At 60.6% G+C, this 15,779-nt stretch carries 10 protein-coding genes; 5 read left to right on the top strand and 5 right to left on the bottom strand.

Annotated elements, in window-relative coordinates; genetic code table 11:
* Position 1: 1 nt before the first annotated feature.
* From AC1DVE_RS11745 to AC1DVE_RS11725, 5 genes are all read right to left on the bottom strand, one after another.
* The gene (locus AC1DVE_RS11745) at positions 2-949 is read right to left on the bottom strand and encodes a SphA family protein (RefSeq protein ID WP_223461044.1); all 948 of its coding nucleotides are present in this window, start codon (positions 947-949) and stop codon (positions 2-4) included.
* Positions 950-961: 12 nt separating this feature from the next.
* Entirely contained in the window at positions 962-2,362 is a 1,401-nt protein-coding gene (locus AC1DVE_RS11740; RefSeq protein ID WP_477783940.1) for a DUF1254 domain-containing protein, read from the bottom strand.
* A 26-nt stretch (positions 2,363-2,388) separates the two neighbouring features.
* The gene (locus tag AC1DVE_RS11735) at positions 2,389-3,840 is read right to left on the bottom strand and encodes a DUF1254 domain-containing protein (RefSeq protein WP_223461047.1); all 1,452 of its coding nucleotides are present in this window, start codon (positions 3,838-3,840) and stop codon (positions 2,389-2,391) included.
* A gap of 10 nt (positions 3,841-3,850) precedes the next feature.
* Entirely contained in the window at positions 3,851-4,642 is a 792-nt protein-coding gene (locus tag AC1DVE_RS11730) for a hypothetical protein (protein ID WP_223461049.1), read from the bottom strand.
* Between the two features lie 364 nt (positions 4,643-5,006).
* Complete coding sequence (locus AC1DVE_RS11725; protein ID WP_223461051.1) at positions 5,007-5,432, bottom strand: YciI family protein; 426 nt, start codon at positions 5,430-5,432, stop codon at positions 5,007-5,009.
* A gap of 410 nt (positions 5,433-5,842) precedes the next feature.
* On the opposite strand from AC1DVE_RS11725, the gene tpx reads away from it, so the two are divergent.
* The 5 genes from tpx (at position 5,843) to AC1DVE_RS11700 (ending at position 15,520) form a co-directional block, all read left to right on the top strand.
* Entirely contained in the window at positions 5,843-6,343 is a 501-nt protein-coding gene (gene tpx / locus AC1DVE_RS11720) for a thiol peroxidase (RefSeq protein ID WP_223461053.1), read from the top strand.
* A gap of 177 nt (positions 6,344-6,520) precedes the next feature.
* The gene (locus AC1DVE_RS11715; RefSeq protein WP_477783939.1) at positions 6,521-7,837 is read left to right on the top strand and encodes an MdtA/MuxA family multidrug efflux RND transporter periplasmic adaptor subunit; all 1,317 of its coding nucleotides are present in this window, start codon (positions 6,521-6,523) and stop codon (positions 7,835-7,837) included.
* On the top strand, positions 7,834-10,938 hold the full coding sequence (locus AC1DVE_RS11710; protein WP_223543631.1) for an MdtB/MuxB family multidrug efflux RND transporter permease subunit: 3,105 nt from the start codon (positions 7,834-7,836) through the stop codon (positions 10,936-10,938). The genes AC1DVE_RS11715 and AC1DVE_RS11710 overlap by 4 nt, the downstream gene beginning before the upstream one ends.
* Positions 10,935-14,042, top strand: coding sequence for an efflux RND transporter permease subunit (locus tag AC1DVE_RS11705; RefSeq protein ID WP_223534007.1), 3,108 nt, complete (start codon positions 10,935-10,937; stop codon positions 14,040-14,042). Before AC1DVE_RS11710 ends, AC1DVE_RS11705 begins: the two co-directional genes overlap by 4 nt.
* Complete coding sequence (locus AC1DVE_RS11700) at positions 14,039-15,520, top strand: efflux transporter outer membrane subunit (protein WP_223532049.1); 1,482 nt, start codon at positions 14,039-14,041, stop codon at positions 15,518-15,520. The genes AC1DVE_RS11705 and AC1DVE_RS11700 overlap by 4 nt, the downstream gene beginning before the upstream one ends.
* Positions 15,521-15,779 lie beyond the last annotated feature (259 nt).

Below are 15,779 nucleotides of genomic sequence, written 5' to 3'. Positions count from 1 at the left end.
CCTAGAAAAACGCCAGGGTCATGTTGACGCTCAAACCATTGCCTTCAGGGCGGTTCTTGGTGTCGAACTCCGGCACCCAGCGCGCATTGAAGTTGGCCTGGGCGTCGGCGAACTTGCCGCTCCAGCCCACTGTCGGGCCGGCACCCACCGAACGTCCACGGAAGCCGCTGTCGGCACCCGACCCCGAGTCATCGGTGATTTGCTGGATGTAACCGGCTGCGATACCGGCGTTCCATCCGTTGCCAAAGCCGTGGGTCCACAGCGCATCGAGGGTGTAGATGTTGCCGTTGCGATAATCGGTGGCGTCGTTCTCGGTGTAGAACTCCAGGCCGCTCGACAGCGTGAATTCGCCGCCCTTGCCGTCCAGATGAGTGAACGCCACGGTAGGCATGAAGGTGTAATTGTTCTGCCCGGGGTTGGCCAGGCGATCGACGTTGTAGGCACCGGTGGGCACGTAGATCGGCAGTTCGAACGCGATGTGATTGAGTTCGTCGAAGTGGTAGCCGGCGGCAATCGGTGTCACCAGCATGTCGGCGAACTGGGTGCCGGTGTCCGAAGAGCCTAGGGTTCTGCCGCGAGGGCCGGTGACGCTCGCGGTGATGTCGGTGTACTGCACCGGCACGCCGATGGCCGAGGCGTAGTTCCAGCGACCCTTGCCGGTGTCCCAGACATGGGTGAAGTCGGCCATGGTGTAGGACACTTTCATGTCCAGCCCGGTACTCAGGGCACCCACGATCGGCACCTGGGCGTTGCCCTTGAGGTTGCCGTCGTACCAGATGCTGGTCAGGGACATGATCCAGCCGGGTTCGGGCGGCACGATCCCGGCATTGGAGATCACTTGCTGGCCGGTAATCGGCCGTCCGACACCACCCTCGGCCGCCAGTACCAACGGACTGCCGCTGACCATGCACAGCGCCAACAGGGGGCGCACTACGAAAGGCCTGATCATGACTGACTCCACTTATTGTTTTTGAGTGACGGGGTTCAACAGCGGCATTTTCCATTCGCCGTTGCTGACTTCCGGTTTTGGCAAATACAGGCGCAATATCCCGTAGAACGGTCCATTCGGAGCGGGCAGCCAATTGCTTTGCAGGTCTTTGGCCGGCGCTTTGTGCTGCACGTACAAAGTCAGGCCGCCATCCGCATCGAGCTTGAGGTCAGGCAGCATGCGCGAGTTGATCAGGTAGCGATTGAGCGGGTTGGCCACCAGCAGCTTGTTCTTGCCGTCGTACATGGTCAGGGACCAGAACGCATCGGCCGGGGGCAGGGCGCCCTTGTCGAAATGCAGGGTGTAGTCATTTTTCGAGGCATCGACCGGTTTGCCGTCCTTGTCGACGAAATAACCGATGTAGTTCGCCTCTTCGGCGGAGTTGCCGAAAATCCCCATGTTGGCACCGGCATAGCGGTACAGGTAATTGCCCTTGAGGTGATCGCGGGTGCCGAAGAAATCACCGCTGGTGATTTCGTGGGTATCGACTTTGGTTTTCTTGAACTCGGCAAACCCGGCCTTGGCGTCGCTGATGCCGTCTTCCAGCGCTTTGCGCTGCTCGGCGCTGAGTGTGTTCACGTTGAATGGCTTGCCGGCCTCGACACCGATCCTGGCAAAGCGCGCCAACAGGTCTTTTTCCACGTCCTGGGCCGGGGCGAACGCCAGCATGAAATTCAGGTAGCGGAACAGGTCCGGGGTTTCGCTCATGGTCGGCGTGGGTTTTGGCCAGGCGATCTTCGGTGCGGCCGCCGGCGCTTTGTGTTTGTCGTAATGACTCAGGGTTTCAACCTTGTAACCCTTCTGGATCTGCTTGACCTTGGCCAGATCCTTCTCATCGAACAGTTGTGTGCGGTACAGCGCATAGGCGATGTTGCTTTCACTGCGCAGCAAACGGTCGATGTTCAGCGGTTGCTGGCCCTGCCAGTTGGGCCCGGCGATCATGAAATGCCCGCCATTGTTGCCAGTGCTGCGGGTGCCCAGGTACGCAAAGTTCTGCGTATAGGCGTCGATCAGTTGCACCGAGTAATAACGATGCTCTTCGATGGGCGGCAGGGTCAGTACCAGTGGCTCGGCGCGCAAATCCATCCAGACAAAGGAGTAGGGCGTGTCGGCGTTCGGCGTGACAAACGCAGTGTCCTTGGCAGTGAAGGCCTTGGCGGTATTGCCGATCTGGTTGAACGGCGCCTTGAAGTTCGGGCTCTTCTTGTCCACGGCCTGGGTGTAGAGCGTCTTGTACATCTCCACCACCGGAAAGCCGTACAGATAAGCTTCCCTGGCAATGGCCCGGGCTTCGTCCGGGGTGGCGGTGAAGTCGGCCCAGGCGCTGGTGCTGAGGGTCAGCGCAAGGCCGGTGAACAAAGTGCGGTGATTCATATACATCCCTTATTGAACGTTCGGCGTCATTGCACAGCCGTGATGTCGTCGAGTTTCCAGCTCTTGTCGAAATAGGCTTCTGTCGGCGCATACAGACGGAAGTAGCTGAACCAGTGTTTACCCGGCAGGGTTTGCACCCAGTTGTCCTCGAAACCTTTTGGCGCGGTCGGGCCGAAGTACAGGTCCACCGAGCCGTCGGCGTTTTTCTTCAAGTCCTGACGGGACGACAGGTCGGCCTTGCGCTGCGGGTTGTCGATCAGGCAGCGGCTGTCGATGTCGTATACGGTCATCGACCAGAACTGCCTGGCCGGCGGGTTGGCGTCGACGTGCAGGCGATAGCTTTTGCCGCCGTCGAGCCAGTTGCCCTTGCTGTCGGTGTAGGCACCGAGGTAGGTCTGGCCCAGCCCCGGGGTTTTCGAGACCATGCCTTTGGTGTTGGTCACCGCCTCGTAGAACCAGGCGCTGCGCTCCCACAACTGGTCGTAATAGGCCACGCGCTGGGACGGATCGGCGATGTTCAGCACGCTGTCCCATTGCCGGTCCGGCCAATACTGGGCATTGGGGAAACGCTTGGCGAAGGTGTTGGCCTTGGCGATCAGTTCACCGACCTGTGCACCCTGTTCCAGGGCCGCGCGTTGCTTGTCATTGGGGTTGAACGGCTTGTCCTTCTCGATACCCAGGCTGGCCAGCATGGCCATGTAGAAACGGTCGCGCTCGTTGACCGGTTCCTTCTGGATGATCTGGTGCAAGCGCTCCCAGTACGCCAGGCCACGAGGCTGGGTGCCGGACCAGGCTTTACCACCGGGAGACAGCAGTCTGGTTTTGGCAGGTTCCGCTCGCTTGGCATACGGGTACATCTTGAATTGCTCGACTAGCGCCTTGCCCTTGGCCGGGTCCGGATCCAGCACACGAAAGCCCACCAGCACGTTCATGGTTTCGGATTTGGCCAGGTAGTATTTATGGGCATCCGCTGGCGGCTCGGCACCCGGTGGCAATACCAGGTACTTGCCGCCCTTGCCTTTGTCCGGGCCGGTCTGGCCCATGTCGATAATCGCCCGCTGCCAGAAATCGCCCACACCGCCAGCAGTCGGGCCAGGTGGTAGTTCAATCACCAGCGGCCCGGTTTCGTTGAGATCGACAAAGCCCAGGATGTACGGCGTGGTGGCGTTGGCCGTGATCACCCCGAGCTTGTCTTCGTAACTGTTGAGCACCATCAGGTCGCCGTTATGGGCACCCAGTTTGTCGCGGAATTCTTCCTGCCACTGGGCGTAGGACACCAGTGGCAAGGCCCATAGATAACTCTGGGTGGCCTGCTGGAAATCCAGTTCGGCGTAGAGCCTGGCGATCGACTCGTGGGCTGGCAGTTCGCCTTCCATGGCAATTTTGCCGATGCGGGTATCAAGTTCCTGGGCGCCCACGCCGCAACTGGCGAACAGGGCCATCAGGCTGAAACCGGCTGTGCGAATTGCTCCGTGCATATATGAGTCCTTATTTACCGAAGGTGACGTTGATCCCGGCGTACAGCGTGAACTGTGGCAAGCCGTCGCCTTTGCGGTCCACGGTCCACTGCGGCTCGACAAAGGCGTTGAGGATATTGGACCCGGATTTCCAGGCTTTGCCGCCACCCAAACCGAGTGGGATGTAATGGGTGTTGTTCTTCAGGTCGAACGTCCAGGTGCCTGTGGAACGCAGGTACCAGCCTTTTTCCAGGTTGTGGATGATGAACGGCTGGAAGGTGGCGGATTCCACGTGAGGACGGTCGTGATCACCGGCGAATGAACTCTGGTACTGCACCAGTGCGCCGAGCAGCCCGCGTGGCGAGGAGTCGATGGCGATGGCGGAAAGTCCGGCCTGCCATTTGCCGGTTCCCAACTCATCCTGCTCGGCGGTAGGCGCGGTAATTTGCGGGCCGACGCCCAACTGCACGCCTTCGGTCTTGAGCAGGAAAATATCAAACACATTAAGGTCGCCGATGCCGGTGCTGTAACCGTTATGCGGATCGGGACGAGTGCTGACGGGGAGCGTGACGCGCAGTAATTGCGGGACACCGATAAAGTCATTCGGGGCCATCGGCAGCGCACCGCGCAACAGCGCATCGTTGGTGTGCGCGTTGGTATCGAACAGTTTGGGTGTGTAGTAATCCTGAAGGTTGACGCCAGGCGCCAGATTCAGCGGGTTGTTGCTTTTGTTGGCCGTCTCGGCGTTATCCGCGTGAGCACAAAAAGCGGGTGCGAGCGAAGTCACCCAGACAAAGGCGTACTTCCCCAATTTCTTAGACATTATTCCCCCGGTTCCTTGGTGGCTGATTGGGCATACGGCCGTTATGTTTGGCCGTAACTGCGTAATCCCTTTCCGATCAAGCCTGTAGGACTCGTCGGATGAAGTTAGCAGTTAACCACGGGTTATCCAGTTGAATGGCTTAATTCTTTCGTTTTGTGTGCAAATTTTTGTTAATTTCTTGTACTAATAAGTTAATACAGATCAATGGCTTGCCCGAACAATTTAAGCTGCTATCTAGCCAATGTGGGAGCGAGCCTGCTGGCGAAGTCGGCCAGTCAGTCAACATAAGTGTTGAATGTGACGAGCTCTTCGCGAGCAGGCTCGCTCCCACAGGAAACTGAAGCAATAGCCGGTCCAGTCAACGTCAGTTCTTCTTCGCCTGCTCCCAAACCCGCTGTTCCTGCTCGCGCAGTTCAGGTGTGAACTCGGCACCAAAATCTTCGGCTTCAAATACCTGGCGAATCTCGATTTCGGCTTCGGTGCCCGGCATCGGGTTGGGGCAGCGCTTGACCCACTCGATGGCTTCTTCCCTGGACTTCACTTTCCACAACCAGAAACCGGCGATCAGTTCCTTGGTTTCGATGAAGGGGCCGTCGATCACCGTGTGTTTGTCACCGGAAAATTTTACCAGTGCGCCTTTGCTGCTCGGGTGCAGGCCTTCACCCGCGAGCATGATGCCGGCCTTGACCAGTTCCTCGTTGTAGTTGCCCATGGCCGTTAGCAGTTCTTGGCTGGGCATGACGCCGGCTTCGGAATCCTGGCTGGCCTTGATGATGATCATGAATCGCATGGTCTCGTCTCCGTTGCAGTTGAGTGGCTCGATTTATAGTCGAACGACGGTGGAGCAATTCGACAGAGTGTTAACAAAAGTGTTCGTCGATTACGTGTCGCGTGCCTTTCGTCATGAACATCGGGCGGCGGCGGGTGAGGGCGTACTCTGTACTTTTGCCGACTCGTTCGGCTAACACACGAACCCTGTGGGAGCGAGCCTGCTCGCGATGGCGTCAGGTCAATCACCAGCGATGTTGAATGACATTGCGCTTTCGCGAGCAGGCCCGCTCCCACAGGATTGTGGGTTGTATCCAGTTTTGTGCCCTGTTACATGACAATTTATGTTTGACCGTAGGTCGTAGGACAATTTCATGGTTAACTTCGGCCTCGTCAAAATTCTCCACCACAACGTTCAGAAGGACTCCGTTCATGGCTCAAGTCACTCTTAAAGGCAACCCGGTTCAAGTCAACGGTCAACTGCCCCAAGCCGGTTCCAAGGCGCCAGCCTTTTCCCTGGTTGCCGGCAATCTGTCCGACGTCACCCTCAAAGACTTTGCCGGCAAGCGCAAAGTACTGAACATCTTCCCAAGCATCGACACTCCGACCTGCGCCACCTCCGTGCGCCAGTTCAACGCCAAGGCCGGCAGCGTCGACAACACTGTCGTACTGTGCATCTCCGCTGACCTGCCGTTCGCCCAGGCGCGTTTCTGCGGCGCCGAAGGCCTGGAAAACGTACAGAACCTGTCGACCCTGCGCGGTGCCGAGTTCATCGAGAACTACGGCGTTGCCATCGCTGACGGCCCGCTCAAAGGCCTGACCGCTCGTGCCGTCGTTGTTCTGGACGAAAACGACAACGTGCTGCACAGCGAACTGGTTGGCGAAATCGCTGACGAGCCGAACTACGAAGCGGCACTTGCTGTTCTGAAATAAGCGTAGCTTTACAATGTTTAACGGCCTGGCCCTGTCCAGGCCGTTTTCATTTGTGCTTCAGTGTCTTACACAAAACTCCTGTTACGTAAGCCAAAGGTAAATTGCCGGTAAAGGCGCTTTGCTTAAAACCCGCCAGTGCTTATCGTTCAGCCTCATGTAAAAAAGCCCACGCGCCCAATGGTTGATCACTCAATGCAATCCTCCGCTTCCCGTAGTCCTCGTCGCTGGCTGTTCGGCCTGCTTGTCCTGTTGGTCATCGCTGGCCTGTGCTGGAAATTCTGGCCCGGCAGCGCTGCACCCAAAGAGGCTGCGGGGCAGAAAGCCGTCGCCGGGCAAACCGGCAGGTCGGGCGGGATGCGCCCTGGATTCGGTGGCGCGTCCGGGCCGGTACCAGTGCGTGTGGCGCCGGCGGTCAAGGGGGATTTCCCGCTGTATTTCAAGGCGCTGGGCACGGTCACGGCGCTGAACACCATCAATGTGCGCAGCCGCGTCGGTGGTGAACTGGTCAAGATCTATTTCGAAGAAGGGCAGATGGTCAAGGCCGGCGACCTGCTGGCCGAAATCGATCCGCGCCCGTACCAGAATGCCTTGCTTCAGGCCGAGGGCACCTTGCTGCAAAATCAGGCGCAGCTGAAAAACGCTCAGGTCGACGTCGAGCGCTATCGCGGCCTGTACCGCGAAGACAGTATTGCCAAGCAGACCCTGGACACCGCCGAAGCGCTGGTCGGTCAGTTCCAGGGCACGGTCAAGACCAATCAGGCGGCGGTCAACGACGCCAAGCTCAATCTCGAATTCACCCGGATCCGCGCACCGATCACCGGTCGCGTCGGCCTGCGTCAACTGGACGTCGGCAACCTGGTAGCAGCCAACGACACCACGGCATTGGCGATCATCACCCAGACCCAACCGATCAGCGTGGCCTTCACCCTCCCGGAAAACAGCCTCGACACCGTACTCGCCCGTTATCGCAGCGGCGCCAAGCTACCGGCTGAAGCCTGGGATCGCGGTGATACCAAATTGCAAGCCACTGGCGTGCTGCAGAGCCTGGACAACCAGATCGACGTCACCACTGGCACCCTGAAATTCAAGGCTCGTTACGAGAACCGCGATCAGTCGCTGTTCCCCAACCAGTTCGTCAATGTGCGCCTGTTGGCCGACACCCTCAAAGACGTAGTACTGGCGCCTTCCGCCGCGATCCAGTTCGGCACCAACGGCACGTTCGCCTATGCCCTGGACGGTGACAAGAAGGTCAAGATCCGTCAGCTGAAAGTCGGCGCCAGTGACGGCGTGAACACCGTGGTCACCGAAGGCCTGTCCGCGGGCGAGCGGGTCGTGCTGGAGGGCACCGACCGCCTGAAGGACGGCAGCGACGTGGAGGTGGTCAACGACAGCCAGGACGTGCCGACCACGCCAACCGAACACCTGCAAGGCAAGTCGGCGGTCAATGCGGCTGAGCCTGCGACCACCGACAAGGCGAAAAAGGGCGGCGCATGAATCTCTCGCGGCTGTTCATCCTTCGCCCGGTAGCCACCACGCTGAGCATGCTGGCGATTATCCTGGCCGGCGTCATCGCCTATCGGTTGCTGCCGGTTTCGGCGCTGCCCCAGGTCGATTACCCGACCATTCGCGTCATGACCCTGTATCCCGGCGCCAGCCCGGATGTCATGACCAGCGCGGTGACCGCGCCGCTTGAGCGGCAATTCGGGCAGATGCCCGGCCTGACGCAAATGGCTTCCACCAGCTCCGGCGGCGCGTCGGTGCTGACCCTGCGTTTCAGCCTCGACATCAACATGGACGTGGCCGAGCAACAAGTGCAGGCGGCAATCAACGCCGCGACCAACCTGTTGCCCAAGGACCTGCCGGCACCGCCGGTGTACAACAAGGTCAACCCGGCCGATACGCCGGTGCTGACCCTGGCCATCACCTCCAAGACCATGCTGCTGCCCAAGCTCAACGATCTGGTCGATACGCGCATGGCGCAGAAGATTGCCCAGATCAGCGGCGTCGGCATGGTCAGCATTGCCGGCGGTCAACGCCAGGCTGTGCGGATCAAGGTCAATCCGGAAGCGCTGGCCGCCAATGGTTTGAACCTGTCAGATGTGCGCACTCTGATCGGCGCCTCCAACGTCAACCAGCCCAAGGGTAACTTCGACGGACCGACCCGGGTCTCGATGCTCGATGCAAACGATCAACTGACGTCGCCCAAGGACTACGCCAACCTGATCCTGGCCTACGCCAATGGCGCACCGTTGCGGCTCAAGGACGTGGCGGAAATCGTCGACGGCGCCGAGAACGAGCGTCTGGCCGCGTGGGCCAACGAGAACCAGTCCGTGCTGCTGAACATCCAGCGTCAGCCCGGCGCCAACGTGATCGAGGTGGTGGACCGGATCAAGGCCCTGCTACCGAGCATCACCGACAACCTGCCGGCCGGCCTCGACGTGGTGGTGCTGACCGACCGTACCCAGACCATCCGCGCCTCGGTCAAGGACGTGCAGCACGAATTGCTGATCGCCATCGCCCTGGTGGTCATGGTCACCTTCCTGTTCCTGCGTCGCGCCAGCGCCACGATCATTCCGTCGGTGGCCGTGCCGCTGTCGCTGATCGGTACGTTCGGCGTGATGTACCTGGCAGGCTTCTCGGTGAACAACCTGACCCTGATGGCCCTGACCATCGCCACCGGTTTCGTGGTGGACGATGCGATCGTCATGCTGGAGAACATTGCGCGCTTTATCGAGGAGGGCGACAGCCCGCTGAACGCGGCGCTCAAGGGCGCCAAGCAGATCGGTTTCACCCTGATCTCCCTGACGTTGTCGCTGATCGCCGTGCTGATCCCGCTGCTGTTCATGGCGGACGTGGTCGGGCGGCTATTCCGCGAATTTGCCATTACGCTGGCGGTGGCGATCCTGATTTCCCTGGTAGTTTCCCTGACCCTGACGCCGATGATGTGCGCGCGGTTGCTCAAGCGTGAACCCAAGGAAGCAGAGCAGGGCCGCTTCTACCGTGCCAGCGGCGCGTTCATCGACTGGATGATTGCCGCCTACGGACGCAAGTTGCAGTGGGTGCTCAAGCACCAGCCACTGACCTTGATGGTGGCCATTGGCACTTTGGCGCTGACGGTATTCCTGTACATGGTGGTGCCCAAGGGTTTCTTCCCGGTACAGGACACCGGCGTTATCCAGGGCATTTCCGAAGCGCCGCAATCGATTTCCTTCACCGCCATGAGCGAGCGCCAGCAGGAACTGGCCAAGGTCATCCTGGCCGACCCGGCGGTCGAGAGCCTGTCCTCTTATATTGGCGTGGATGGCGACAACTCGACCCTCAACAGCGGTCGGTTGCTGATCAACCTCAAGTCGCACCACAACCGCGACCTGAGCGCCACGCAAGTGATTGCCCGCCTGCAACCGGAGCTGGACAAACTGGTCGGCATCCGCCTGTTCATGCAGCCGGTGCAGGACCTGACCATCGAAGACCGGGTCAGCCGCACACAGTACCAGTTCAGCATGTCGTCGCCGGATTCGGAGTTGCTCAGCCTGTGGAGCGGGCGTCTGGTGGAGGCCTTGGCCGACCGGCCGGAATTGACCGACGTCGCCAGCGATTTGCAGGACAAGGGCTTGCAGGTCTACCTGGTGATCGACCGCGATGCGGCGTCGCGGGTCGGTGTATCGGTGTCGAACATCACCGATGCGCTGTACGACGCCTTCGGTCAGCGGCAGATTTCCACGATCTACACCCAGGCCAGTCAGTACCGCGTGGTGCTGCAATCGCAGTCCGGCGAGAAGATCGGCCCGGATGCGTTGAACCAGATTCACGTCAAGACCACCGATGGCGGGCAGGTGCGCCTGTCCAGCCTGGCGCATATCGAAGAGCGCCAGGCGCAACTGGCAATCACCCATATCGGCCAGTTCCCGGCGGTGATGATGTCCTTCAACCTGGCGCCCGGCGTGGCGTTGGGGCATGCGGTCGAGCTCATCGAGCAGGTGCAGAAGGACATCGGCATGCCGATTGGCGTACAGACCCAGTTCCAGGGCGCGGCCGAAGCTTTCCAGGCGTCGTTGTCGAGCACCTTGCTGCTGATCCTGGCGGCGGTGGTGACCATGTACATCGTGCTGGGCGTGCTCTACGAGAGCTACATCCACCCGATCACCATTCTCTCGACCTTGCCGTCGGCGGCGGTGGGCGCCTTGCTGGCGTTGATCCTCAGCGGCAACGACCTGGGCATGATCGCGATCATCGGCATCATTCTGCTGATCGGCATCGTGAAGAAAAACGCGATCATGATGATCGACTTCGCCCTCGACGCCGAGCGCAACCAGGGCATGGACCCGCAGACGGCGATCTATCAGGCGGCCTTGCTGCGTTTCCGGCCGATCCTGATGACCACCCTGGCCGCGCTGTTCGGTGCCGTACCGTTGATGCTGGCCACCGGTTCCGGCGCGGAACTGCGCCAGCCACTGGGTCTGGTGATGGTCGGCGGCCTGTTGCTGAGCCAGATTCTGACGTTGTTCACTACGCCTGTGATTTACCTGTATTTCGATCGTCTCGGTCGGCGCTGGGGCCGCAAGCCTGAGTCCGTGGAAGCGGTAGAGCAGCCATGAACCTTTCGGGACCTTTCATCAAGCGCCCGGTGGCGACCATGTTGCTGAGCCTGGCGATCATGCTGCTGGGCGGCGTGAGCTTCGGTTTGCTGCCCGTGTCGCCGCTGCCGCAAATGGACTTTCCGGTGATCGTGGTCCAGGCCAGCCTGCCCGGGGCCAGCCCCGAGGTGATGGCGTCGACGGTGGCCACGCCGCTGGAACGCTCCTTCGGCAGCATTGCCGGGGTCAACACCATGAGCAGCCGCTCCAGCCAGGGCTCGACCCGGGTGATCCTGCAATTTGACCTGGACCGCGACATCAACGGCGCGGCGCGGGAAGTGCAGGCGGCGATCAATGCCTCGCGCACCCTGCTGCCGAGCGGGATGCGCAGCATGCCGACCTACAAGAAGGTCAACCCGTCCCAGGCGCCGATCATGGTGCTGTCGCTGACGTCCGATGTGCTGGAAAAAGGCCAGCTCTATGACCTGGCCTCGACGATCCTGTCCCAGAGCCTGTCCCAGGTGCAGGGTGTCGGTGAAGTGCAGATCGGCGGCAGTTCGCTGCCGGCGGTACGTATCGAGCTCGAACCGCAGTCGCTGAACCAGTACGGCGTGGCCCTGGACGATGTGCGCAACACCATCGCCAATGCCAACGTGCGCCGGCCCAAGGGCTCGGTGGAAGACGATCAGCGGCTGTGGCAGGTCCAGGCCAACGACCAGCTGGAAAAAGCCAAGGACTACGAGTCGCTGATCATCCACTACAACGGCGGCGCGGCCCTGCGCCTGAAGGACGTGGCCAAGGTCAGCGATGGCGTCGAGGACCGCTACAACAGCGGTTTCTTCAACGACGACGCGGCGGTGCTGCTGGTGATCAACCGGCAGGCCGGCGCCAACATCATCGAGACAGTCAAAGAGATCAAGGCCCAGTTGCCGGCGTTGCAGGCGGTGCTGCCGGCCAGCGTCAAGCTGAACCTGGCCATGGACCGCTCGCCGGTGATCAAGGCCACGCTGCACGAGGCGGAAATGACCCTGCTGATCGCTGTGGCGCTGGTGATCCTGGTGGTGTTCCTGTTCCTCGGCAACTTCCGCGCTTCGCTGATCCCGACCCTGGCGGTGCCGGTGTCACTGGTCGGCACCTTTGCCGTGATGTACCTCTACGGCTTTTCGCTGAACAATCTGTCGCTGATGGCGCTGATCCTGGCCACCGGGCTGGTGGTGGACGATGCCATCGTGGTGCTGGAGAACATTTCCCGGCACATCGACGAAGGCGTGCGGCCGATGCGGGCCGCGTACCTGGGTGCCCAGGAAGTCGGTTTCACTTTGTTATCGATGAACGTGTCGCTGGTGGCGGTGTTCCTGTCGATCCTGTTCATGGGCGGGATCATTGAAAGCCTGTTCCGCGAATTCTCCATCACCCTGGCGGCGGCCATCGTGGTCTCACTGGTGGTGTCGTTGACCCTGACCCCGATGCTCTGCGCCCGCTGGCTCAAGCCGCACACGCCGGGGCAGGAGAACCGCCTGCAACGCTGGAGCCGGCGGGCCAACGACTGGATGGTCGGCAAATACGCCACCAGCCTCGATTGGGTCCTGCGCCACAAACGTCTGACCTTGCTCAGCCTATTCGTGACAATTGGTGTGAACATTGCGCTGTATGTAGTTGTCCCTAAAACATTTTTACCTCAGCAGGATACCGGCCAGCTGATCGGTTTCGTGCGCGGCGACGACGGCCTGTCCTTCAGTGTGATGCAGCCGAAGATGGAGATTTTCCGCCGCGCGGTGTTGAAGGACGAGGCGGTAGAAAGCGTCGCCGGCTTCATTGGCGGCAACAACGGCACCAACAACGCCTTCATGCTGGTGCGCCTCAAGCCGATCAAGGAACGTAATATTTCCGCGCAGAAAGTCATCGAACGCCTGCGCAAGGAGATGCCCAAGGTTCCCGGTGCGCAACTGATGCTGATGGCAGACCAGGACCTGCAATTCGGTGGCGGTCGCGAGCAGACCACCTCGCAATACTCGTACATCCTGCAAAGCGGGGATCTGGGGGCGTTGCGCCAGTGGTATCCGAAAGTTGTCACCGCGCTTAGGGCCTTGCCGGAGCTGACGGCGATCGATGCGCGGGAAGGCCGGGGCGCCCGGCAAGTGACCCTGATCGTCGACCGTGACCAGGCCAAGCGCCTGGGTGTCGACATGGACATGGTCACGGCGGTGCTGAACAACGCCTACAGCCAGCGGCAGATTTCGACCATCTACGACAGCCTCAACCAGTATCAGGTGGTGATGGAGGTCAATCCGAAGTACGCCCAGGACCCGATCACCCTGAAGCAAGTCCAGGTGATCACCGCTGATGGCGCGCGGATCCCGCTGTCGACCATTGCCCATTACGAAAACAGCCTCGAAAACGACCGGGTCAGCCACGAAGGCCAGTTTGCTTCAGAAAGCATTGCCTTCGACATGGCCGAAGGCGTGACGGTGGAGCAGGGCAGTGCCGCCATTGAACGAGCGATTGCCAAGGTCGGCCTGCCGGAAGACGTGATCGCGAAAATGGCCGGCACAGCCAACGCTTTCGCGGCGACTCAAAAAAGTCAGCCGTGGATGATTCTGGGGGCACTGGTGGCGGTGTATCTGGTATTGGGTGTGTTGTATGAAAGCTACATTCACCCGCTGACGATCCTCTCCACCTTGCCGTCTGCCGGCGTCGGGGCGTTGCTGTCGATCTATGTGCTGGGCGGCGAGTTCAGCCTGATTTCGTTGCTGGGGCTGTTTCTGCTGATTGGCGTGGTGAAGAAAAACGCGATTCTGATGATCGACCTGGCGTTACAACTGGAACGAAACCAGGGCATGGCACCGCTGGAGTCGATTCGCAGCGCCTGCCTGCAACGTTTGCGTCCTATCCTGATGACCACCCTGGCGGCGATCCTCGGTGCCTTGCCGTTGCTGCTGAGCCGCGCCGAAGGGGCGGAAATGCGCCAGCCGCTGGGCCTGACCATCATCGGCGGGCTGATCTTCAGCCAGGTGCTGACGCTTTATACCACCCCGGTGGTTTACCTCTATCTCGACAAACTGCGCCATCGCTTCAATAAATGGCGTGGGGTGCGTACCGATGCTGCTCTGGAAACTCCGCTATGACTGAACGTTCGCTTTTCAACCTGGCTGCACCACTGATCACGGCTCGAGGCTCGCGTGTGTTGAGCCTGTCACTGTGCGTGGCGATGCTCAGTGCCTGCGCCGTCGGCCCGGATTACCAGCGCCCGCAAACCGCGGAACCTGCGCAGTACAAGGCAGCAGAGGGCTGGCGTCAGGCCAACCCCAGCGATGCCCTGGCGCGTGGTGCGTGGTGGGAGTTGTATGGCGACCGGCAGCTCAACGACCTGATCGAAAAACTCAACAACGCCAACCAGACCGTCGCCCAGTCCGAAGCGCAGTACCGCCAGGCCCAGGCCTTGGTGCGCAGCGCACGCGGGGCGTTTTTCCCGACGGTGGACCTGAACGTCAGCAAGAACCGTTCAAGCCAGGGCACCGGCAGCAGCAACTCCAGCCTGAGCAGTTCGTCCAGCGGTATTCGCGACACGTACTCGGCCCAGGCGGGCGTCAGTTGGGAAGCGGACGTATGGGGCAAGCTGCGCCGTGGCCTCGAAGCCGACACCGCCAATGCCCAGGCAAGCTTTGCCGATCTGGCGGCCATGCGCCTGAGTCAACAGTCGGAGCTGGTGCAAAATTACCTGCAACTGCGGGTGATCGATGGCCAGAAGCGCTTGCTCCAGGACACGGTCGAGGCCTATCAGCGTTCGTTGAAGATGACCGAGAACCAGTACCGCGCAGGCGTATCGGGCAAGGACGCGGTGGCCCAGGCCCAGACACAGCTCAAAGGCACCGAAGCCGATATGGTCGACCTGATCTGGCAACGCGCCCAGTTCGAGAACGCCATCGCCGTGCTGATCGGCTTGCCGCCGGCGCAGTTCAGCCTGGCGGAAAGCCAGGACATCCCGCAGTTGCCGCAAGTACCGCTGGCACTGCCTTCGCAGTTGCTGGAGCGTCGCCCGGACATCGCTTCGGCCGAGCGCTCGGTGATGGCCGCCAACGCCAACATCGGCGTGGCCAAGGCCGCCTATTACCCCGACCTGACATTGAACATGAACGGCGGCTACAGCAGCAGCACCTATTCCAACTGGATCAGCCTGCCGAACCGCTTCTGGTCGGTCGGACCGCAATTGGCCATGACCCTGTTCGACGGCGGCCAGCGCTCGGCGGAAGTCGATCGCAGTGAAGCGGCCTATGACGAAACGGTGGCCAGGTATCGCCAGACCGTGCTGGACGGATTCCGCGAGGTGGAAAACTTCCTGGTGCAACTCAAGGTGCTTCAGGACGAAGCCGTCGTGCGCCAACAGGCACTGGACGCCGCCCGGGAATCGTTGCGCCTGACCCAGAACCAGTACAAGGCCGGGTTGATCGCGTACATCGATGTGGTGGTGACCCAGGCCGCGGCGCTAAGCAATGAGCGCAGTAACCTGGACCTGTTGCAAAGCCGCTTGTTAGCCAGCGTGCAGTTGATTGCCGCGTTGGGAGGTGGCTGGGATGGGCAGCTTCAGGTGAGTGAAAGCCAGTAATGCATTAGTACGCAGAGTGACTTGTCTGTGGTGAGGAGGCTTGCCTGTGGCGAGGGAGCTTGCTCCCGCTCGAGCGCGAAGCGGTCGCAAAACTTGCGACCGTGATCCTTCTGAATGATTTCGGTGACAGGTTTCGGGGCCGCTCCGCAGCCCAACGGGAGCAAGCTCCCTCGCCACAATGAGTGCATTGGCCATTGACGCAATGTGTCTGGCACGGTAATCCCAGCCTCATGTAAAACCTTAAAACAAGCGTTTCATC

The sequence above is a fragment of the Pseudomonas sp. P4_B4 genome (assembly GCF_056402255.1).
The sequence above is the reverse complement of the archived record's forward strand: the minus strand, read 5'-3'. Positions and strand labels throughout refer to the sequence as shown.